The sequence below is a fragment of the Fibrobacter sp. UWT2 genome (assembly GCF_900142545.1).
Lineage (GTDB): Bacteria > Fibrobacterota > Fibrobacteria > Fibrobacterales > Fibrobacteraceae > Fibrobacter.
In genome coordinates this window covers 1-23389 of the sequence record NZ_FRBF01000026.1, presented here as the reverse complement: position 1 = coordinate 23389, position 23389 = coordinate 1, and the positions used below count along the sequence as shown (strand labels likewise).

The following is a 23389-nucleotide window of genomic DNA, read 5'->3' as shown; positions in this document are numbered from 1 at the left end:
TCATCCCGTTACTTTGAATATATCTTAATTTTTGACGCGTGGTTCTTCAAGGCACCCGCAGAACGCCCGTTCACCAGGAAGTTCCGGCTACCATTGCGGAACGCATTGCTACGCACGGGAATCCTCTGGAGCACCGTCGTTCCGGAATCTGCACGCACGAACTCGACGCGGTCAATATTCGGGCCGCCATCCTTCGTGAGCGAGGCGATAGTGATGGTGCTTGCACCCGCAGGCAACTTGAGCGTCACCACGCTAGAATCCCACGATTCCCAGGCACCCGTCGATTCGAAGTCCACCGATTCCACCTGCACCTTGCCGTTCACCGCAACACTTACCGGGCGATTTGCCGTAGAGCCGTTCGCGAATACAATTTTCACGTCCTTGTCGCCCTCGCCTGCAGTAACCACTGAAAGCGTCACCGAGGAACCCACCTCGTTATCGAGGTTCGCATAGCCCTTGCCCGAGAAGCCTTCGTGCGTCGACTCGAGAACCGTCTTGTTGAACACGCCGTTTTCCGCTTCGTACTTGAGCGAATCCTTGCCCACGAACTTGAAGGTCGCGCCCAGGTTCACATCCTTGCCGAGACTTGCCACCGTGTATTCCTTGCCGTTACCCGTATTGTCGCCGGTCCACGCCACAAATTCCCAGCCCTCCTGCGGAACGGCCGTAAAGGTCACCTTGCTCCCTTCCGCAATTTCACTACCCTCGATGCTCTGCGCAATCGAGCCGCCGTAAGCGACAGTCGTCTTCACGTTGTACTTCTTGACAGTCTTTCCATTCTGCACCCAGTCCGGGAGAGTCGCCGCGTATTTCTTTGCGATGTCGCGCAGCTCCTTGAGTCGCGCATTCGCCGTATATTTCTGTCCGTCGCGATCGAACATGGGCTTTTTACTGTAGCGGGTCGGTTCCCACACGAAGGTTCCCCAGCCCAAGTCGCCAAACTCATAGAACACCGAGTTCACGAGGGCCGTGCGTTCGCCCGTATATTCGCAGCTCAGCACGGGCTTCTTGTTCTTGATCACCAAGCCGAACATGTCACGCCAATCCTGCCCGTTGTTCGTGGTGCCGTAGGTGGAACCGCAAATGGCATCGTAGTCGATGTTCGCATGAATCTTGTTGTACCAATCCGCAAAGCCCTTCTCGGGGCGCGGCTGACCGTGCTGCATCACAATCTTGATGGAAGGATCCGTCTCGCGGACAGCCTTTACACCCGAATTGATGATGTTCGCGAAATCCGCCATTTTGCTCATCGAAACACCCGCCACCTTCGAGTTGATTTCATTACCCACCTGCACCATGTCGGGGCGGAGTCCCGCCTTCATGAGAGCATCCATGGTGGTCTTCACGTGATTATAGGCGAGCTTGCCCATTTCGGCGTTGCCCTTGCCTGCCCAAGAAGCAGGAACATCCTGGTGGCCGATGGAGGCCCACGTGTCGCTCATATGGAAATCGAGGAAGAATCCCATGTTGTGCGCCTTGATGCGCTTGGCGAGCGCGATGGTATGTTCCAGGTCGCACCAGCACACGTTGGAATTCGCGCCGGAGTAGCTCTCCTTGGCGTAGCCGATGCACGAATTCACGAAGGTGCGCACGCGGATAAAGTTGATGCCGTTGTTCTGCAAGATGTCGAAAAGATCCTGCTTTTTGCCGTCATCGTAGTAGGTCGCTCCTAACGATTCGTCTTCGAGCACCCACGAGACATCGACGCCCACGATATACGGACGCGCAAGCGCCGCAACCGCCACGGCACCCAGAGCCAGCGCCGTTTTCCTGATGATTTTACCCATTCCAAACATCCTTCACTCCTTTGTTTGAATTAACGTCTTGTTGTACTACAAAATATACTACAATTTTCTATAAATATAACTCATTTTACTATAAAACGTACTATATTTTTTGAAAAAATTTAAAATCGCCGTTTTCGAACGAAAAACGGCGATATTTAACGCAGGACAAGATTTCCCTCAGCCGTAAACAAGCCCTAGCGCGATGGCGAGCAGACTGAGTACCGCAATCTGCTTGACGATGGCGAAATTTTCACGGTCGAACATGCTTTACCTCAGCTCGATTTTCTGGATGCGGCCGCCGAGCCTTACCACGTATGCGCCGGGAGCAAAATCCCTCACCGAAACTTGCGCGGCGTGCCCGCGGGCAACCACCATGCCGTGCAGGTTCATCAGGGCGTAATCCGTGGCCCGCGAGAACCGCAACCCATCCACGCGAGAAACCCCGACAATCCGCGCACCGAATTTTTTTGGCGCTGCGACTAGCGACGTAATTTCTGCGGAACTGCTCGACACGGCCTCGCTAGAAGAACTTTCGGCGACAACAGAGCTAGAAGAACTATATGCAGATTCATCGCCCATGTATTCGAACTTGAACGACTGATTCTGCGTCCCGGTCTGTTTCCACACAACAAGCGGCATGCCCGCCTCCGTAGAGATGTTCAGGACGTCGCCTAGGTATTCACTTGCGGTATCCGCGTACAAACGGTAACCGTCATCCACATTAAAGTTCTCGATGACAATGCGATTCTCGGCCTCGACGGTCCTTGCCGTATCAAGCAGGTTTCCCTTGCCGAACGAGAGATACTTCCCCGTTTCGATGTTCCTGAGCGTGTAGGTGTAACCGTCGATTCTTTTGAGCGCCCACAACTGCGATTCGCTTTCTTCGGAATCCATCTGGATTACAACGCTACGGCTGTCTTCGAGACTCAGGCCGCTGTGCCGCGCCTTGATGCGGTAAACGCCATCCCTGATCGGCGCGTGGTCAACCTTCTTTACGCCCGCATCGGTCATGGTGATGTTCGCGATGGTCGAATCGTTTTCGTAGTAGGCGTAGTCCACGCACAGCGCACGGCGGAAACTGCCGCCAATCGCGCCCGTATGATATATGTAATACCACTGGTTATGGAATTCGACGAACGCCTGGTGGCTCGTATTGGAATTCTTGTTGTAACCGACAATGACCTTGGAATTGGATACGGGCCCCGTCGGGCTTTTCATGGTCGCCTGGCCAATGCGTTCTTCCCAGCCGTAGGCATACGTCAAAAAGTAGTAGCCGTTCCTTTTATGAACGTATGGAGCCTCGGTAAAGCTGGGCGGCGTCACGTTGAACATGTTGCCTTGCAATTCAACCATGTTTTCCTTGAGCCTGTAGCCCATCACGGCGCCGTTGCCCCAATAAATATAGGCCTGTCCGTCGTCATCGATAAAGACGGTCGGATCGATATCGTAATTCACGCCGCTATTCGCCGGAGTCATGTCGCTGGTAATGAGTGCCTTGCCGATGGCATCCTTGTACGGGCCGGCCGGATGGTCCGCAACCGCGACACCAACCGCAAAGTCCCTGCCGTCGTGCACGGTCACGTACCAGTAGAACTTGCCGTTCCGTTCGATAGTCTGGCTCGCCCAGGCGCTGCCACGCGCCCACTTGAACGACTTGATAGAAAGCACGGCCCCGCGATCCACCCAGGTATCCATATCTCCCGAAGAGAATATGTGCCAGTCGTTCATTATGTAGCCTTCGTGACCGGCGGGCGCCTCGTCATGTCCCGTGAAGATATACATGGTATCGTTGTGAACGAGCCCCGCGGGGTCTGCCGTGAACATTTTTGTGACAATGGGATTGCTCGCCGCAAATGCACCAACGGCTAGCGACAAGCCGACACCCACAAAGCCGCCCCGTAGGGCGTTTCCCAATCCATACATCCAAACACTCCTGTTTTTAGAATAAGTTAATTCCGCTAGAACATCACCCGATACGGAATCCGCCTGTCAAAACTGCGGCCCTTGAGGTCACGGTAACCCTTGCGAGCAGGCACCTGCATTCCCTGGCGAGCTGCGCGCGGAGCAATCGCGGTAGTTCCACTGCTGGAACTTTCGGGCGCGACTTCGCTGCTGGAAGATTCCTTGATGCTAGAAGACGATTCCGGTTCAACGGCCGGCGGGGTCGCCTTCGCGAGTTTCACCTTCTGGTTGTCCGCACCGGTGCGCACCCAGGTAATCACGGGCATGCCAGTGTCCTTCGAGACATTCAGCACGTCGCCCACAAGGTCGCTGTCGTAATCGCCATACAGGTAGTAGCCCTTCGCGGCAGAGGCGTTCTCGATGCGGATTTCGCAGGCGGTCGTCGATGTCTTGACGGTATCGAGCAGCGTCTTGGGCGGGCAATAGTAGCGGCCGGTACCGTAATTCTTGAGCGTGTAATGGCGGGCATTTTCCGCGCTGCGTTCCACGGTCCAGAATTGGTTCGCATCCTTTTCGCTTTCGGGGCGCTGCACCACGATTCCGTTCTCTTCGACAAACGACAGGTTGCTGTGCGAAACGGTCAGACGGTACGTGCCGTTTTCCACGAGCGCGTTATTTACTTTGTCTACACCCGTGGTAGTGCGCTTGATTTTCTGGATATTCGCATTCTCGTCGTAGTACAGGTAATCGATATTCACGGAACGGCGATAAGTCCAGCCACCCGGAGCATTCGCGCCGTGATACATAAAATACCAATGCCCGAGATACTTAAAAATCGCCTGGTGATTCGTCTCGGAATTGTCGAGTTTGTCATTCAGCACACCCTTCTGCGTCCACGGGCCATTCAGGCTCGTGGCCATAGAATAGTTTGTCGTAGAAGGGTAACCCGAGGCGTAACTGAAGTAGTAGTTGCCGCGGTACTTGTGCATCCAGGGAGCTTCGAAGAAATCCTTGATCTTGATGTCTTCGGGCGTACTCGCGAGCTCAATCATATTTTCCTTGAGTTTCACGCGACGGCCCGCATTCCACGAGCCCCAATACATCCAGATATCGTTCCCGTCGTAGAAAATTGCGGGGTCGATATTCAGCGCGACATCGTTCTGGGTATCGTCGGTCACGAGCGCCTTGCCAATGGCATCTTTCCACGGGCCCGAGGGGTGATCGGCCACCGCGACGCCAATCGCAAAGCCTTCGTCTTGTTTGATGGTCTTATGATGCACCGCCACGTACCAGTAGAACTTGCCGTTACGGTATTCGCAATGGCCCGCGAAGGCGTTGCCGCTCGCCCACTCGAAGGTCCGCCACGAAAGTACCGCACCGTAGTCATGGTAGTTTTCCATGTCGTCGGTCACCAGCACGTGCCAGTCATTCATCAAGAAGAACTTGTTGTTATTCCCCTGAGCGCCCTGCTCGTCGTGGCCCGCAAAAATAAACAGGCTATCGTTGTGCACGAGCGCCGCGGCATCGGCAGAGTAGAATTTTGTAGTGAGCGGGTTTGCCGCAAAACAGGTCGCAGCTAGAAGCAGAGCAATTGAAGAAATTTTATGCATAATAAAGCCTACCTTAAGGGAGATAATTCATCATTAGAACATTACCCTATACGGAATCTGCTTGTTGAAGCTACGGCCCTTGAGGTCGCGATAGCCCTTGCGAGCAGGCGTCTGCACATCGTTGCGAAGGACGCACGGAGCAATCGCAGTCGTTCCGCTGCTGGAACTTTCCGGCGGAGTCACGCTGGAGCTCGAAACAGGCGGTTCAGCAATTTTTCCGAAACGGATGTTGCCCACCAGCACTTCGCCGCTCATGCCGCTACCCGTGAGGTAGAAGTCCATGACGTCCGAAAGTTTCTTGGTGGCAGAGCAGCTCACTTCGGTCCAGGTGCCGCTTGCGCAGCTCAAAGGAACAGTGCACTTGGAAAGTTCCGTACCCGAGGCAGAACCCTCGCGGATACTGAGCGTTCCGCCGCTGCACTGCTGCAGTTCGACCTTGACTTCGGTACTCCTGATAGAATCCGTCACCACGTTTTCGAAGATGGCGTAGCCACCGTTCTTGACGGCAAGTTTGTCGTCGTTCGTGAGACGCACCTTGATGCCGTTATCGAAGCCGTTGCCCGGAATGGTATCGCGAATCACGCGCAAGAAGTCGATGCGGTCCAGTTCCGCAAAATTCTGGTCGGGCTCCACCTCGATAAAGTTGCCTCCGCGCTTGAGCGTCGCCGGAATCATCGCCACGGACTTTTCGGGGAAACTGCCCCAGGCGCCCGTCTTCGGGAGCTTCACCGTCTGCGCCTTTCCATTCACCGTTACTTTATGTGTAGCATCATTATCGCCGCCGTTCGCGTAGCGGTAACGCAGAATGTAGTCGCCCGCCTGCATAATGTTCATCGGCAAGCGAATCTTGGAACCTTTCGTATTGATGTAGCCCACGTATTCGCCGTTCGAGGCTTCCTTCGTGTAATTGAAGGTCAGGTCATCCGTCGCACCGCGTGTCATAATGCCGTGTTCCGCCTCGGCACTCAGGTAGCGCCCGAGGAAGGGCTGCCCCATTTCGGGCCAGTTGTCGTCGGTAAACACCAGGTCGCGAATGTGGATGTGGTTGTACTTGTCACCGGTCAGGTCGTAGTAATGATGCACAAAGCGGATGCGGTTCAGGTCCTTGAAGGCTTCGCCGCCGCCCGGGCCCACGTAACGGCTGTAACGCTGCATCAAGATGGTTCCGCCACCCTTGTTGAGTTCCTTGCCGCTGCGGTCCTTGTAAGTCCCGTTCACCTTGTCGGCGCGACCCATGGCCGTCTTGTAAGTGGTCTGTTCGATTTCGTTACCCTGCTTGCAGCACACGTCCCACGCCGTGAACAAGAAATACTTTCCGCCATGTTCAATGAGGCTCGGGCCTTCGATACCCGTACCGCCGCGCGTCGCAATCTGGTAGTTTGTCTTGTCGTCGCTCGCCTGCTTGCCCGTCTTGGGGTCAAGCTTGATCAAACGGATACCGCCCGCATTCCAGGACCCGTACGTCATCCAATACTGCCCTTCGGGAGTCACCACCACGTCAGCATCAATCGCATTGTAATTGTTGCTGTTCGTGGTGCGCGTCACCTCACCCTGGTCCGTCCAACCCTTTGCCGGATCCGAGAAGTTCAGGTTCGCGTTTGTCGCGACACCGATTGCAGATGTGCGCTGGCCAAAAACGGAACCGCAGTAGAACACTCCATACTGGTTATTGAAATGGAACAGGTCCGGAGCCCAGATGCCGTCGGTCCTACCGCCCACGGCATTCTTGAGCCACTGCGGGCTATCCCTGAAAATCTGGCCCTTCGAACTCCACTTGACCATGTCCGTCGAGGTCCACATTGCCAGGTTGTTATTCGTGGACATAAGGATGTAGCCATTCTCGTCCCTGTACATGGAAGGGTCATGGCCCCCTTGGCGCACGTCAGTTGCATACCACGACTGGGCGAACACCCCCTGGCCCGCAAAAGCAAGCGTGAAAATTGCCGCGGACACCACTCCGCGAGAATTCAATCCCATCACACCAAACATATTTATTTCCCTTTTTACTATAAGGTTTACTACTTTAAATATACGCTAGTTTTTATTAAAAGTCAATAGTTTTTACGCAATTTCAAACTAAATTATGCAATTTTTACAACACTTTACTTAAAAAAAGTCTACATTTCGCAAAACAAGCCCCGAAAGGGGCCTTAAACACCCATTTATTCCTTTATAGCCGCATATTGCAGAGCGTAGAAGAGTCGCATCCAGTTGTTGGACTGTGTGCCGTCAAAGAAGAACACCTCGTCAATACCGCCGCGAAGCCCGCCGTAGCCGATCGAGGGGTTGAACGCAGTCGCAAAGCCCTCGCCCGCATCAAACTGCCTGGATTCCAGCAGCGCTCCGTCGATAAAGGTGGTCACGCTATCGCCATGAATCTTGAACGAATAGTTATGCCACGTGCCGTCGAGTACCCCGTTCGCGCGACCCACGACCGTGTTGTAGACACCTGTACGCGTATCGAGTCTGAGGTTCACCGCACCCGACGAGCCACGCTTCTGCAGGGTGAAGCCCACGCTGTCCTTCTTGGCCGAAATAATTTGCGCGTACTCGCTCACCTGCATGGAATCGATATTGAACCAGATGGAGAGCCCCATGTAGTAGCCATCTTCAGAGAAGGGCTTGAAATCGGGAATGTAGAACCAATTGTCGGTAGAATCCGTCCAGCGGGAACGGCCCAGAAGATCCTTCTTATCTTTGAACCTAGCGTAAGCGGAATCGGAAATTTCCGCATCGGAGAAATGGTTTCTGTAGGTACCCAACTGTAATTGCAGATTGTTATCTTCGACACACTTATCTATAATTCTGAATTTGAGTTTTCCCGTTCCAGAAAATTTCACCACGGGAACTCTGCCCCAATACAACACGCTATCGGCATAGAAATCACGTTCGCTCGCTTCCAGCTTGACAAGGTTATCTTCCGCATCAAGCAAGCAAGGATTGTCAAGCGATGCCGGCAAGAATATCGGGAACGGGATATCGACAAAAATTTCGTCCGTCTTGGCCAAGTCTTCAAATCCTTCGGGCAAGGCTACGTCCACACTGTCAAGGTTGCCTACATAAGAACTCGATATGAATATCGGCGTTACAGATAAATTCCACTGTCTAGAATCTTCCGCAAAACCGTTGGATAGCCCGCGTTCATTCGACACTCTACCAATCCTTAAATCATTGTAAAATCCTTCCGGCACATTTTCGATCTTGGCGACGCCTTTTGCGATATCACCGGCAGTCATCACTCTATTCACAACATAATTCGTTTCAAAGAGCGTATCGTTCTTGATTTTTCTTTCGGAGCGATACATCACAAGCGTATCATTTTCAGCCATTTCGAATGATTCTACAGAAAAATAGAACTGAGCTTTTCCTTCTCGTATGAGTGTATCGACAATCGTAATCGGAGTCGCTCCATTCGAATCAATATAATAGGACCTTTCTTTTTCTATAAAGAACGAAAGATTGTACTTGTGAGTTTTACCATTAGCAGATTTTACCAGCAGAGAATCGTAACTACCAAACGGAATCGTATACAATTCCGCAATCCCAGATGCAACTTCCGCAGAATCAACAAGAAGAGTCAAACCGATGCCGCTATATTCAAAGTGAGAAATAAACAGGGCATTTGAATCCTCTTCAAGAAATTCCGTTCCGTAGAATACTAAGGTGTCTCCCGTTTTGATATTAAAATCAGAAACCGAGATGTACGATAAATCGGACATATCTGCCCAACCGTTCGACTCATAGACAGCAAGCGCCTTGACCCCATTCGAATCAACGGCATAAGCCTCATTTTTCTTAATTTCAAGGTCTACTGCATACGAACGCACCCCACCCTTCGTGTCATAGACTTTCGCCGAATCATACAAGCCTTCGGGAACACTATCCATGACAAGGGTTCCTCTAAGAACAGATAAGGTATCAACAGCCTTGCGATAGTCATTTTTATTAACAAAAATCGTATCGCCAACAGTATCTTGTTCTGTATAAGCCAAAGACACGGTATCGCCCGGAACAAGTTTCCATAGGTCAGTCGCAACATACACACGGGCAAGGCCCTTGTGCCCCGTATTCGTCTCAATCAGGATTCCCGCAGAATCAGGAGACGATGTGTCGTTACTACAAGCCGAAAATACGGCAATCGTACCGACGGCAATTAGCGTTTTTATCACGAATTCAAAGTACTTCGTAATCATATTAACCCCCTTGAATCAAAGCCTTTTCAAACGGCCTAGCAGATCGTTCGCCTGCGTCGTTTTCGGAATTTTCACGAATATTGCTGAACACATGCAAGTTGACGTGTTCCACGACTTCAGGCTTTTCAGCATCGACCGTTACGATGCGACGTACCTGCGCCTTGAATTTTTCTGCCGCAGCTTCCACTTGTTTCTGAGCCTTTTTCGACACCGCAAAGGTAAACGTGGTCATGTCGCGGGATTCACTCCCTTCGGATTCCAGCGCCTGCTTCGAAAGTTCCAGGCATTGCTTCTGGAACTGGAGCACCATCTGACTCTTGCTCTGCTGCACCGTGGCAAGGCTATCCTTCGTCGGCTTCCAGAACCCGCGTTCGTCCTTGCGCACGAGCGACATCTTCTGCATGAGTTCAAGACTTGCCTTCAGGCGTTTCTCGGATACAGGCGGGAAAATCTTCGCCGCGAGTTCCGACACGTCGTCGCCCACATCCATCACCTCGAGAATCGCATAGACCGTACTGTTGTACCAGTTGCCAAAGAACTCGTAGCTGTCCGGGTCCACAATCGCCTGCGGGTTCTTGTTCAGGCGCATCATGGCATCGAACGCCGCCTCGCGCACCTGGGCAGTCTTCCCCTGGTCAAAATCGACCATCGCCTCGAAATACCTCGCCTCGTTCCCCTTGAGCCCGATGACGTTTATAAAGCGCTCGCGCATGTTGTCGGTCACGCGCTTGCCCTGCACCACGTCGTTGAAATAGCTGCGGGTATTGGGGAGCCCCAGCAAGTTGCAGAACTCGGTACGCGAAAACGAAGGCTCCGCCGCCTGACGGCGCTCCTGGTATTCTGCCAGGAACTTGCGGAACTTGGTAAACTCGAAAATGTTTACGAAGGTATTCATGATATTAAATATACATAAAAATGTAGTACATGGTATAGTAAAAAATAAAAATTTAATTCATAATCGAACACTTCATAGCAAAAAAACATATTTTTTCCATTTTTTTCTTGCTTTTTTTAAAATTTTATAGTACATTTTGTAGTACAAGTACAAACGCGTGTAAAAGGGATGGTATTATGGAACAGGAAAAACAATTAGCAGGAATCGACATTGCTGTCAAGGTCACAACGATTCTCTTGGCGATAGCACTCCTCGGTGCATTCACATTAGTTGACGCCGCCGAAAACTACAAGTTCGACTTCGGCGAGGGCCCGGTTGCCGCAGGCTACACGCAGGTCAAGGCCAACACCAAGTACAGCGACTCGCAGGGCTACGGCTTCGAAAGTGGGACGGTTTCTTCGGTAGACCGCCTGTGGGACGACGACCTCACCACGGATTTCTTGACGGCAAAGGGCAACATGGTTTTCTCGGTGGCGCTCCCGCAAGGCAATTACGAGGTAACGTTCATTCTCGGTGACGGCGAAAACGAAAGCGAGACCACCGTATGGGCCGAAAACCGCAAGCTCATGCTCGACCGCATCACGCTTGCCGGTGGCGTGTTCAGCAGGCAAACCGTTTCGCTCAGGCGCATGGAAACAAAAAGCATGGACGGCTCGGTAACCATGAGCATCAAGGACCGCGAAAAGAATTACCGCACCTGGGACAAGAAACTCACCTTCGTCATCAGCGGCAAGGCGCCCGCCGTCGCAGGAATCGAAATCAAGCGAAACGACAACGTGACCACGCTCTGGCTCTGCGGAAACTCCACCGTGGTCGACCAGATAACGGCTCCTTGGGCGGGCTGGGGCCAGATGGCCCCGGGATTTTTCAAATCCAGCCTTGCCATCGCGAACTACGCCGAATCGGGCCTTACCGCAAGCGGGTTCTACAGCATGAAGCGCCTCGCAAAGATTCTCGCCGAAGTCAAGAAGGGCGATTTTGTGACCGTGCAGTTCGCGCATAACGACCAGAAGAATCAAAACGACGTGAACAACTACGAAGCGACCCTCACCAAGTACGCAAACGAAATCAAGGCGAAGGGCGCCACCCCGCTGTTCGTGACATCTACCGCGCGGCAAAACGAAACCGACCCGAAAACAGCCGTGGGCGGGCTTCCCGAACGCATGCGCGCCCTCGGGAAAAAACTCGGAGTCACCGTGCTCGACTTGAACCAGCACAGCATCACGCTCGGCAAAGCCCTCGGAGGCAACAAGGAAAAAATGTACATGTACACCGCGAGCGACAAGACGCACTTCTGCGAATACGGCGCCTACGAACTTGCCCGCGCGAACATCGAAGAAATCAACGCGAAAGTGCCCGAACTTGCCAAGCACCTGCGCGACGACCACGAGGCATTCGATTCCAGCAAGCCCGACCCGCTCGACGTCCTTACACGGGCAAAGACGCCCATCACCGATGGTGGCTTGATTCAGGTGGAGCCGGAGTCCAGCAGTTCCAAAGAACCGGAATCCTCGTCAAGTGCAGAAATCGCCGGTCCGGAATCGTCCAGCGCAACAGAAGGCGCATCTTCCGGCACAGAAGATACCGAAGGCGTCACCGCTGTTGAATCCTTGACTCCGCACAACGCCATCAGCGGGCGAATCGACGGTAGCAAGCTCCGCCTCGAGGGCATCGACGGCGGCGCGCACGACATCAGCGTCTTCGACATGCAAGGCCACCGCATCGCGGAATTCCGTGCCATGCAAGGGAATGAACTCCACATCACCCTGCGGCAAGGCACCTACCTCGTCAAGGTCAAGCAAGGCAACAGGACCCTCGGGATTTTCAAGGCCACAAGGCGCTAACTCTCTCGCAACAACACACCTCCAAAAAATCCCCGGCCACCTCGGCTGGGGATTTTTCTTAAAGTTCAATTCTGTTGCGACGTAATCAGTCTTTTCGAATCGGCTTATTTACAATCCGGCCATTCACCTTCTGGCGGACAATGTAGCGGCCTTGCGGAAGTCCCTGCGTAGTCACGCCCACATAATGGCCGTTCATGTCAAAGACGCCTACCGTAACAGCTTCTGCACGAAGATGATACTTGTCAGCGAGGCGCGTAATAGAAGAATCTTGCGTTGTCGTATCCGTGTTGATTGAATCCTGCGCCGTCGTATCAGCGGCGATATCACTTTTTTCCACCAGCACCTCGACGCGGCCCGTATATTCGGTATCGTCGTTACCCTTCACGGTGTACTTGAACGAGGCAAGCCCGCTGAAATTTGCCCTAGGCGCAAAGCGCGCCGTATAGCCGTCTCCCGCAAGTTCTACGGTTCCGTTTTCGGCCGCAGACACGCTGTAGGTCGGCGCAACATCCTTGAACCCTTGCGTAATCGTTCGCAGGTCAAAATCGAGGGACTTGCCGTCCGCTGCCGTCGCGTGCATGGCACCCAGCCAGTTGATATACTTTTCGATGCGCACGTAACCGTCGCTTTCCTTGGTCATGGCATCGTCTTTCGACTTGTCGTAACCCATCGCGTCTTCAAAGTAATCGGGCATGCCGTCCTTGTCGGAATCGGTCGCGGCCTTCCCCGCAACCACCTCGCCCCAGCCGTTGTTGGTTTTGATTCCCATGGCACCAACGCTTTTCACCAGGGCTCCTTCTTTCCCAAGTGCCCCCACCTGGTGCCATATCAGGGAATCAATATCGTCGTACGGGAGCACGCCGCTCTGCGACGTCACGTAGCGCCAAGCGCTTGCCGCACTGAGCATCGGGCCCGATGTCGTAAGTTCGCTCCAGGGTTTCGCAAGTTCCTCGCCCACGCCCTGGTAGTAGTAAATACTAGAAGGCCCGCCGTTCAGTTTTCCGTCGCGGTCCGTGTCGATCATGTTGCCGCTCGCGTAGATGCTCTGGTTCTTGTCTACCTGGAACCACGGGTTACTCCCCTTCGGGCCATAGACAAAGTAATTATTCACGATGTCGTGATTGAAATGAGTGCTCGTATGTGTCGTGTAGCCCGCCTCGAAGTTGTAGAGGATATTGTTCACGAACACGTCATTAATCTTATCCAGCGGATTTCGGTTGTGCGTGTTCACGAAGGCATTGTAGTACCAAGCCCAAGTGCCATCCACCGATTCAATGTGCGCGCCGAACTGTTGCCCGATGGGGTTTGCAATCAGCGAGTTCTGCACCGTAATGCCCGTAACGCGGTAGCTTGCATTGTCCGAAGAACCGCCGAAGTTGTTCCACGGTGCAAGTTCCACCGAGCAGTGGTCCACAATTACGTTCTTGGAATCGTAAAGGTTGAGTGCATCATCCTTCTCGGACGCGGTATTTTCGCCCGGACGGATTCGCAGATAGCGGATGATGATATTGCTCTGCTTGCCGGTACTGAGCTTGCCGCCATGAATGGCGATTCCCTCGCCCGGAGCCGTCTGCCCTGCGATGGTAATGTTGCTCTTGATAGAAACCGCCGTCTTGATGTTGATAATGCCACCCACGTCAAAGACCACAATGCGGTTGCCCTGGCTCACCGCGTCGCGGAAGGAACCCGCACCGTCATCGTTCAGGTTCGTCACGTGGTAAACGCTGCCGCCACGGCCACCCGTAACCTGCGCACCGAAGCCAAGCGCCTCCGGGAAAGCCAGCGGCTCGGCACCCGCCAAGGCAAAGCCACACATCAACAGTCCGAACGCCGGAACAACTGCTTTTGAACCAAACATACCCATAATCAACCATCCTTTCATCTTATTATACTAAAAATTTATCGCGTCAGGTAAAAGCCCCTATGTTTTCGCTGCTTCAAGAGGCGTCCCTGCGTGTCGTAAATGCGTCCAAGGCCATTTACATGCTTTCTCTGCGCACGCGGCCTTAACGATGTTGTCGTGGAATCTCCTGTCGCAGTCGTATCGCCCGCGACAACAGATGTCGTGTCGTTTTCGTCTTGTCCGTCCTGCGAAGCGTTCACGGCAAGTCCCTGCGTCACGCCGATGTAGCGGCTAAAGGTATCGCCCGTGTTGTCCTTCAGCGTAAACTGCACGTAGCCCGCACCTGCAAAGCTGTCGGCGAGTTTCACCGTCAACCTGGAACCGCTCACGGTCGCCGTCACGCCGCTCGGGGCCGACACGGTGTAGGTGCCGCCGTCGTAACCGCGGGTAAACTGCGAAAGGTCTATCACCTGGGTTTCGCCCTTCGCGAAGGTGTAGTGCGCGCGGGCCATCCATTCCAGGTAGCGTTCCAGTTCCGTCCAGCCATCGCCCAGGCGGTCCCTGTTCGCTTCGCTAAAGTCACCACTCTTCGACTTCGGATTGTACCCGTACATATTTTCCCACCAGTCCGGAAGCCCGTCCAAATCGCTATCGTAGTCGTCGGCCCGGATCTCGCTCGGGTAAGGCTCCCAGCCCTTGATGTTCGCCGTATCCTTCACGTCGGTTTCGCGGTCGGGAATGCCCGCCATGCCACCCACGGAGCCCTTCATGCTGTAGGTTCCGTTCTTGGTCTCGTTTATCACGCGGGTGTCGTGATTGTCAAGTACCGGCATGCGCTGGCCCACATCGCTCAGCACATCCTTGTAGGCGGCCTTCGCGCTCTGGACAGTCGCATACGAGGCAAAGAAAGGCTTGCTGTTCCAGGGTTCCCAATCCAGCACCTGCCCGCCGGAAAGCGAATACTCGCGACCGCAATTGTCGTTGGTGCCGTCGCAGGTGAACTTGCCGCCCGCAGCCTCGAGAACGTTGTTGTGGTAGTAATACGCCTGCGAGCCTTTGCCCGTACCTTCGAACTGCGCACGCAATGTATAGCCGTGCAAGGTAGTAGCGGCGCCCTCCTTGTAGTAATTGCCCACGAAGTTTACCTCATGCGCACCGCCATCGGTCACGCGGCTCACCCAGTTATAGACAACGTTGTTGAATATGTCAAGACGACCCGCATAGTAGCCGTTCCCGTCGAGGCCACCGCCCAGGCTCCAGTTGCGGCCCGCATTGTGTGCAAGCAGGTTGTGGTGGAAGCTGCCGATATCGCCGCCGATAGTCGCCGCATACCCGTGTCCCGTCCCGACAGGGTAATTCTGGTGGTCCGCAATGTTCAGCGCTTCCGAAATCAGCGTGCGCTGCAGCGTAAGGTTCTTGCCGCCTCGGCTACTGAAGGCTTCGTCAATCGTCCAGCTGATACTCGCATGGTCCAATATGCTGTGGTCGCCACCGGTGAGCCCCATACCATCGTAGGTCGCACCGTAGCCCAGGCGCACACGCATGAAGCGGATGACCATGTCCTTGCCCGTGAACCCGATGGGAGCGCTCTTGATGGTAATACCCTTGCCGGGAGCCGTCTGCCCCGCAATCGTCACGTAATCCTGATTGCAGACCAGGCGCGATTTCAGTTGGATCATTCCCGACACCTTGAACACGATGGTACGCGGGCCAATTTCTGCCGTGCACGCCTCGCGCAAGGAGCCAGCACCGTCGTCGTTCAGGTTCGTCACGTACACCACCTTGCCGCCGCGGCCACCCAGGGCGTTGCGGCCATAACCTTCGGCACCCTCGAACGCGACGCGGCCCGGCTTGAACGACCAGACATTCCCTGCCGTGACCGTTCCGTTCGCATCGACTTCATCGATGCGCCAGTAGTAGGTCTGGAGCGGAGTCGTACCACTCACCTTATACGAGTTTCCAGATTGTTCGCCCTTGTAAACCGCAGTGTTAGTGGTCGTCGCCGCAAAAACGGACAGCGAGTCCGTCCCGAAATAGACGCGATGCTTTACGGCCGACTTCGCCACCGTCCACGAAAGTGTCAGCGCTCCGTTTTCGTGCGAAGCGTGATAATCCAGATCCGCAGGCGAAGGCCCTGTCGCCTGTGCCGCCGCATTGGGCACGTTCAGTTCAAAGCCGTTCAGGGTAACCGTGCCCGTATTCAACTTTATCGCGGTCGAGGCACCCGTACCGCTTACATTAAAAGTCACGTAGGCAATCGCCGCCTCGCCTGTCGAGAGCGCACGATTCGTGGGCTTGACCGACGTCTGCTTCGAGTTGTTCACATAGACATCGATGCTGTTGCTTACCGCCGTCCCATCGACATTGTTCAGGTACAAAAGGAGGCTGTGCGTCCCTGCCGCAAGATTCGAGAAGGTGAGCGTAATCGCCCCGCCGCCTTCGACCATCACGCCGTCGCACACAAGGCGCGCATAGCTCGGGGATTGCACCCCGGCCTTGTACCAGTTGGCCTTGAGGTTCGCGCTTCCGGCAACATTCACCTTCACGCCCGAAAGCGTCGTATCTTTCGAAGCGACACCCGAAACCACCCAGGGCACGTAATTCGGTTCCGTAACCTCGCTCGAATTGCGGCCGCTCATGTCAAAATCGACCTTGATGACGGGCGATGCGGCAAAGGCAAGCGCCGCCGAGAGGCCCAATACGCGAATAGAGTTCAAACATCCCATACATAACTCCTTTCTGCCCACAAAAATACCCTCGGATTTGCTCCGGGGGTAGGGTAAAAGAAATTTCCAGTTGTCCGCGGACTACGGAGTTATGAGACTAGGGAGGGCTCCACCCTCCCTAAGACCCTCCCTACACTCGAAACAAGTTTCTTCGTGGGCACCTGCGGTGCAAAAAAACGCCCCGGCTTCCGCCGGGACGTATCGTTTAGTTAGGAAACTACCGTTCTACTCTTACCTGCACCGCATTCTGCATCGTGCGGCCATTGAACTTGACACGGACCATGTAGACGCCCTCGGGGAGAGCCCTGATTTCGCGGGACAAGTCAGACGCTCCTGCCGGAACATTTCTTGCAAGGCGCGCCACCTGGTGGCCAGTCATGTCAAAGAAATCCACCTGGGCATACCCCGATTCGCGGGCAATCAGCGTACCATCTGCAAGATTCAGGTGTATTCCGGCAGCAATGCGAATGTTACCTGCAAAGTCGTCTTCTGCGGTGTAATCGCCACGGGTAAGCCCCGTCGTTCCCGAAGAATCTCCCGCGACTTCAGCGCTCAAGGTGTCTATCGCCGAGAGTTGCGTCGAATCCTCAAAAAGCACCACGCCTTCGACATCAAAACCGATCTGGTCGACGTTCGGTGCACCCGCCTCTTCCAGCGATTTCAGATAAAGCACATTCAACCCCTTCTGGAGCGAAACACCCACCGAGACGCTATCCCAGGTATCCCAATCGGCAGTGGGCTTGAACGTCAGCGAACCGACCAGGTCTTCATTCATCTTCACCATAATGCGACGCGTATCCGTTTTGCCGTGGGCGTAGCGCAACACCATCGTTGCATTCTTGTATTCCTTCGGCGAAACCAGGTGGTAAATGCCGTAGCTATCGAGACTGTTTTCGAAATCGTAGAATCCCGTGCCGCGGAAATTCTCGTGGTTGTCGGCAAAGGCTCCCTTTGCATCGGTCGGTACCGCCGCCTCGATATCGCTCCGAACCATAAGAGGAGCAGGTCCCGATTCCACGACACTCAGGATGGTGAATTTTCCGTTGCGAGTCGCTTCGCCAAAGTCAGCATTCCCGCCTTTCGTCGTAATCGTATAGGTAAACTCGCCCTCAACAACGGGAGTCCCGCTAAAATAGAGCGATGATGTCGTCGCATTCCACACGGCCGTCACGCCTGCCGGGAGCCCGTCAACATTCGCCCCATCCGCATGCTGGATCGCGAAGGTGAACGGGACAATCGAATCACCCTTCACAATCACCTGGCTCGAACTACCTGCGCCCTGCTTGACTATCGCGGCCGCCTTCGGCGTGTTGTCGCCTATCAGCACGATGTCCGGCTTCGGGAACTTGCCCTTGTTGCCATGCAGCCAAAAGCCCAGATGCGGCGGCTGGTTGTAGGCGGTATTCTGCCAGCTCATGCCATTGCGATAAACCGGGTCGTGCGCAAGCGTGTACATGCGATGTTCGGTAGGCGTGGTCGTCGTGTAAATGTAAAGCTTGGAGGCTCCATCGTGCAAGATGACTTCCTCGCGCCAGTCACCCAGAATGTCACCGCTGAAATTCGGTGTCGCCTTGGTGGTATTGCAGCTGTTGCCCTGCATCTGGAAAAGCGTATTGCTCTGTTGCTTTGCATGGTCCCACTTGCTTATGGTCGTATTGTCCAAAAGTTCGTCAAGCAGGTCACCATCCCAGTAGATACGGAAGTTGTAGGCGGGGCGCTTGTCGGCCTTCCAGATTTTCCCCTTAGCCGTATAGGTGTTCCAGTTTGCAGCAGACCAGAGTTCATGTCCACGGCTGTTGGAATCGACGTCGCCCGCGACACCGCGCCCGTTATCGCCCGAACTGGTTTCGTAGAAAAGCACCTTGCCAGTACGTGCGTCGTGCAAGTTGTAGCCGTAGGGCTTTTCCTCGTGGACCTGCCAAACCTCGAGGCCGTCGTTGTCGGGGTCCAAATCGCCAAAGTGGATTGCATCACCGTGACCGTAACCTACACGGTACATGAACTTGCCATCGTGATCGATAGCGCAATTACCCTGCATGATTTCATCAAATCCGTCGCCATCCACGTCACCCGCCGAAAGGTTATGGTTCCCCTGCCCGTAGCATTCCTTGCCGCTCGTCGCCGAATTGTGGTACCAGCGCTGCGTCAGCGATTTTCCGTCCCAGTCGTAGGCCGTGAGCGCCATGCGCGTGTAATAGCCGCGCTGGAAAACCATGCTCGGTTTCTTGCCATCGAGATAGGCATTTGTCGCAAGGAAGCGGTCGACGCGGTTCCCGTAGCTGTCGCCCCAGTTCTTTACCGTACCGCGCCCTGGATTATAGGCGACGGTCGCCATTTCAAGTCCCGTTTCACCGTTGAAAACCGTGAGGTATTCGTCACCGGTCAGAATGTATCCACTCGAATTGCGGTAATCGCTAGTATGTGCCGCATTGGCCGCTGCGCCTTTGCTCAGGTACTTTCCGCTGGCATCCTTCGTTCCCGGCGCTGTCTTTACGGCAAGTTCCGCCTTGCCGTCGCCATCGTAGTCACCCACGAGCATCTGCGTGTAGTGCGCCCCCGCACGGATGTTTACGCCTAGGTCGATGCGCCAAAGTTTTTTGCCGCTCATCTTGTAGCAGTCAATGATGACGTTGCCCGTCTTTCCCTTCTGGGAATTGTCCTTGGAATTGCTCGGATCCCACTTGAGAACCAACTCGAACTCGCCATCACCATCCACATCGCCCACGGCAATATCGTTGGGACTGTAGGTGTAGTCGCTACCGCCTGCAGGCCTGTCCAGGTTCACTGTCAAGAACTGCTCGCCCCACACGGGTACGGCTTCGTCAGATGCAAGTTCCTTGCCGTTTATGACAGCCTTTACGGAATACCTGCTCGAGGTTGTCCCTTTCGCGTCGGTATAGTTGCTCGCCTGTGTCCCGCTGAGGCTCGCGATTTTCTCGCCATCGCGGTACAGGTTAAAGCCCGTCTCGGAGCCCTCGGTCCCAAGGACGCGCCAGCTGAGGAACACGCCCCCGCCGGTCTTAACCGCCACAAGCCCGCGGTTCAGCCATTCCATCTGGCGAGCCGCCTGCGACATGCCCACTCCAAGCGCGAGCGAAAGCCCAAACATCCACAACTTTTTCATCATCCAATCCTTTTTTTGAATTACAGGCCCCCGCACCACCGGGAACCTGCACCTATAATATATCTCCGGCACTCCAAATAAAACCTTCACCACCACACTTCCGGTTGTCCATAGACAACGGCGGGAACACAACAAAAAACTTCGGCAAGCAACGCTCGCCTCGCGCATACGCGAGCGTATGCGTTAAAACAAGTTTCTTCGTGGGCACCTGCGGTGCTTTTGTTACTTCGCAAAAACGGGCTGTCGGGTCTTGCGCAAACGCATTTCCTTTACCCGCGGGCTGTCCGCAGTTCCCAGAAGGCGACCGCGAACATCGTAAACCTTCGCACCACGCATATCCTGCAGGCTGCGTCCCGTTTCAACGCCATTGCGAACCGCAAACGACGTGGTCGAAGAATCAGGATCTTCCACCTGGATTTGCGTGCTGTCGCCCGCCACGCTATTCACGGAAACCGAAAGCAGGTCGACCACACTCTTCTCACAAGTAAACCCGAGCAACATCTCGGCAGTCGATGCGCCCCTGTTTACCGCCTTGTAGTGATACGCCTTGCCATCTTGCGCCGTGATGCGGGCCGAGTAGGTAACGACATCCTTTTCGCGCGAGACATCCATCACCACTTCGGCGTTGCGCATGATGCCAGCGAAATCGTCCCAGTTCCAGTCGAAATCGTAATCGAACGTCCCCGCGTTATCCATCGCAAAGGCATCGGCACGCAACAGCGTCGTCGCCCCGCCGGCAGTCGCACGCACAATGTAATTGTCCCAGTTGTTTACCTTGTTCGCATCGGCAAGCCCATAGACCGGCTTGTTCCCGTAATTCATAAAGCGGAATGTTGCGCTAAAGTCGCCCGAAACCTTGTATTCAGCCGTCTTCTGCGCATTGAACGCTACATTGTATTCGCCACCGTCGTTTATCGTACCCGCCACGATGCGATTTTCAAGCGTCCCGTACGCAACACGGCTCAACTCGAACGACGCCGCATCGGCACCGAGCAATATTTCGTAATCACCAACCGGTGTCCCCGTAGCCGTAACCGCATACACTAGCGAGTCGGATCCATCCTTCGCCGCACCGCGCAAGAACGCATACACATTTATCAGGTAGCCGTCCTTTTCTGCACGCAGGCGGACTTTTGCACCGTCGTACATCTTCTTGAAGGCGTCCCAGTTTTCACCCCAGGCATTCCAGTAGTGCACCGTATTTTCGCCACCGAGCGTTTCCACGGAATAGCCGTCGGCACGCAGGTACCACATGTCGCCACCGTTCCTAAAGACGAGCACCCAGTTGTTCCAGTTTTCGGCTCCGCTCTTTACCTTGTTCCTGAATTCAAATTCCGCGACAAAGTTTCCGCTTACCTTCACGGACTCAAATTCGTCATAGGCATCCCATGCCGTGCTAAAGTCCTTTTTCCCAACAACCTTCACGCTGTCGCCGTAATAGCGGGCATCCTGCAGCACTTCGGTTTTCGGCACACGGTAACCCCAGAAGGCACGGTTCCCCGCCTTGTTCATCGCCGAGAACGTAAGCGTCCGCTTGCTCATATCGTTCTGCAACTGGTCAAGCACCACGCCCTCGTAGACAGTTCCACCCAGAGTAAGCGTCACGTAGCTCCGACCCTTCGCATAGTCGTAATCCCAGGTTCCCGTGTAGGCGCCTGTCACCGTACCGTCGGCATTGAGCTGCATGTTCTGTTCCTGGTTCACCGCCACGGAATCTTCCCAGGTCTGCGGGTTGTTCCTGGGCGGGTTATGCATAATCACCTTGTACGGGCCCGCGATATCGCTGCGGTCGAGCGCACGCGCCGGTAGCCCGTAACCCTCGTGATACTCGAAAGGTGCCGCCACAATCCAGCCCATCCTGTTAAAGAACAGTTGGTGAGTCTCGACATTGTGCCAACCCGTATGGTTGTTGAACTTGCGGTGATAAACCAGGTACATGCCACCATCGTCGTCGCGCAACAGCGAATTGTGCCCATCCGCAATTTCGGCACGGTCTTCGGCCCAGAAACTCCAGCGGTAATTCGCGACAATCGGGAATCCGCGGTCGGTATTGCCCCAATAGTTCAGGATAAACTTTTCAAAAATCGCAGGAGTCCCATCCACATCGACATAGGGCCCCTTCACGTCCTTGCTGCGGAACACGCGCATGGTGTAGCCGCCCTCGGGCGAATAGAACCCGTAACTCACGAACAGGTAGTAGTAGCCATTGCCATCCGCATCCTTGAAATACTGGATGTACGAACCCTCGCCACTCACATAATAACCGCCACCCACGTGGATACCCATGTAAGGGTCCTCGAGCATCGAAGTCCCGCTCCACTTGGCCGCGCCGTTGTTCCCGTACTTGTACGAATAGTCCCTGAGACCGGTAGACTCATCGAGCTTGACCAGGAAAAGCCCGCCGCTCCACGAACCGTACAGGAGCCACAGGTTTCCGTCCTCGTCGTAGAACACGTTCGGGTCGATGCAGCTGGAACCATAGCCGCCATCCCACTTGCCCAAATTAGTGACACCGTTGCTTGCGATATAGTAACGCTCGTCGATTGTCGAAGAACCCGTCACCTTCGCGTAGTCGGCATTGGCGGCAGAACCCGCCGTCTGCTTGTCCATCCCGCCGTAGACGACCGCACCCTTGTACTCGTACGGCCCCTCGATCTTGTCGGATGTCAGGAGCACAATGGAACTTTTCCAGTCCTCGCCCGCCATCGAAAAGTACAAGCACCACTTTTTCAGCTTCTTGTTCCACACGATATCGGGCGCCCACAAGTTCCCCTTGGCGGTCGCGGAATTCGTATGTTCCGCATAGTCGGCTTCCGCCTTGAACACGCTGTAGTAATCGTCCCTGGCCTCGTTGCCAGTGACATACACCGTGCCGCCCCTCGAAAGCTGCGGCGTAAACGGGGTCCAGTCCAGCATATCGCGGGAATATGCCGCCCCGTTCATGGTCCCGAATATGTAATAATACTTCATCCGCGACTTGGCCGCATCGTTTTCAGGATACGAATTCCCGCCCGCGTCCTTATAGACCACAATGACGGAAGGATCGTGAACGGCGACCGAGGCCGCAAATGCGGCAACAGCCGCGAGAGATAAGGCGACACACGCCGCCCTGAATGTTTCCAATACACCCATACCACACTCCTTTCCAGAGAATATATAAAAAATCTACACTTTTTGCAATTAAAAGTCAATAGTTTTACAATATTTTTGAACAATATGATGAGATTTTAACAACATTTTGTTTAAAAAAAGTCCACATTTTGCAAGATGCGCCACGAAAAGCGCAGAATCCGGCGTCATCGACTACCTAGCTATCTATATGGCCGAGCATAAGATTTACACCAAATAAAAAATATCCCCTAGCAAAGCAAAAAAGTGACCCGCCGGCGAAGCCGGCGGTTCTTCATATACGGGCGTAGCCCTACAATACTAGCGGCGTGCAAGGGCACGCACATCAATCTGCCA

The 23389-nt window shown here is 54.4% G+C and carries 11 protein-coding genes; 1 reads left to right on the top strand and 10 read right to left on the bottom strand.

What is annotated here, in order from left to right; all coding sequences use genetic code 11:
- Nucleotides 1-8 precede the first annotated feature (8 nt).
- The 6 genes from BUA40_RS13040 to BUA40_RS13015 all read right to left on the bottom strand — a co-directional run bounded on the left by BUA40_RS13040 (nt 9) and on the right by BUA40_RS13015 (nt 10387).
- Nucleotides 9-1796 (bottom strand): glycosyl hydrolase 53 family protein, encoded by a 1788-nt coding sequence (locus tag BUA40_RS13040; RefSeq protein ID WP_072801290.1) that lies wholly within the window; start codon nt 1794-1796, stop codon nt 9-11.
- A 258-nt stretch (nt 1797-2054) separates the two neighbouring features.
- A complete protein-coding gene (locus tag BUA40_RS13035; RefSeq protein WP_072801289.1) occupies nt 2055-3710 on the bottom strand; it encodes a family 43 glycosylhydrolase in 1656 nt (551 codons plus the stop codon).
- Nucleotides 3711-3745: 35 nt separating this feature from the next.
- Nucleotides 3746-5299, bottom strand: coding sequence for a glycoside hydrolase family 43 protein (locus tag BUA40_RS13030; RefSeq protein ID WP_072801288.1), 1554 nt, complete (start codon nt 5297-5299; stop codon nt 3746-3748).
- A 33-nt stretch (nt 5300-5332) separates the two neighbouring features.
- On the bottom strand, nt 5333-7276 hold the full coding sequence (locus BUA40_RS13025; protein ID WP_255369316.1) for a family 43 glycosylhydrolase: 1944 nt from the start codon (nt 7274-7276) through the stop codon (nt 5333-5335).
- A 185-nt stretch (nt 7277-7461) separates the two neighbouring features.
- Entirely contained in the window at nt 7462-9492 is a 2031-nt protein-coding gene (locus BUA40_RS13020) for a LamG-like jellyroll fold domain-containing protein (RefSeq protein WP_072801287.1), read from the bottom strand.
- A gap of 1 nt (nt 9493) precedes the next feature.
- A complete protein-coding gene (locus tag BUA40_RS13015) occupies nt 9494-10387 on the bottom strand; it encodes a TIGR02147 family protein (protein ID WP_072801286.1) in 894 nt (297 codons plus the stop codon).
- Between the two features lie 176 nt (nt 10388-10563).
- Here BUA40_RS13015 and BUA40_RS13010 point away from each other — a divergent pair, with 176 nt between their 5' ends.
- Nucleotides 10564-12231 carry an SGNH/GDSL hydrolase family protein gene (locus BUA40_RS13010; protein ID WP_083585413.1) on the top strand — a complete coding sequence of 556 codons (1668 nt, stop codon included), beginning with the start codon at nt 10564-10566 and terminating at the stop codon, nt 12229-12231.
- 85 nt (nt 12232-12316) lie between these two features.
- Here the strand turns inward: BUA40_RS13010 and BUA40_RS14420 are convergent, their stop codons facing one another.
- The 4 genes from BUA40_RS14420 to BUA40_RS12985 all read right to left on the bottom strand — a co-directional run bounded on the left by BUA40_RS14420 (nt 12317) and on the right by BUA40_RS12985 (nt 23056).
- Complete coding sequence (locus tag BUA40_RS14420) at nt 12317-14095, bottom strand: Ig-like domain-containing protein (protein ID WP_143149809.1); 1779 nt, start codon at nt 14093-14095, stop codon at nt 12317-12319.
- 35 nt (nt 14096-14130) lie between these two features.
- On the bottom strand, nt 14131-16800 hold the full coding sequence (locus tag BUA40_RS13000) for a hypothetical protein (protein WP_072801285.1): 2670 nt from the start codon (nt 16798-16800) through the stop codon (nt 14131-14133).
- Between the two features lie 217 nt (nt 16801-17017).
- On the bottom strand, nt 17018-19927 hold the full coding sequence (locus BUA40_RS12990; protein ID WP_083585412.1) for a rhamnogalacturonan lyase family protein: 2910 nt from the start codon (nt 19925-19927) through the stop codon (nt 17018-17020).
- Between the two features lie 219 nt (nt 19928-20146).
- The gene (locus BUA40_RS12985) at nt 20147-23056 is read right to left on the bottom strand and encodes a glycoside hydrolase family 43 protein (RefSeq protein ID WP_072801284.1); all 2910 of its coding nucleotides are present in this window, start codon (nt 23054-23056) and stop codon (nt 20147-20149) included.
- Between the last annotated feature and the right edge of the window lie 333 nt (nt 23057-23389).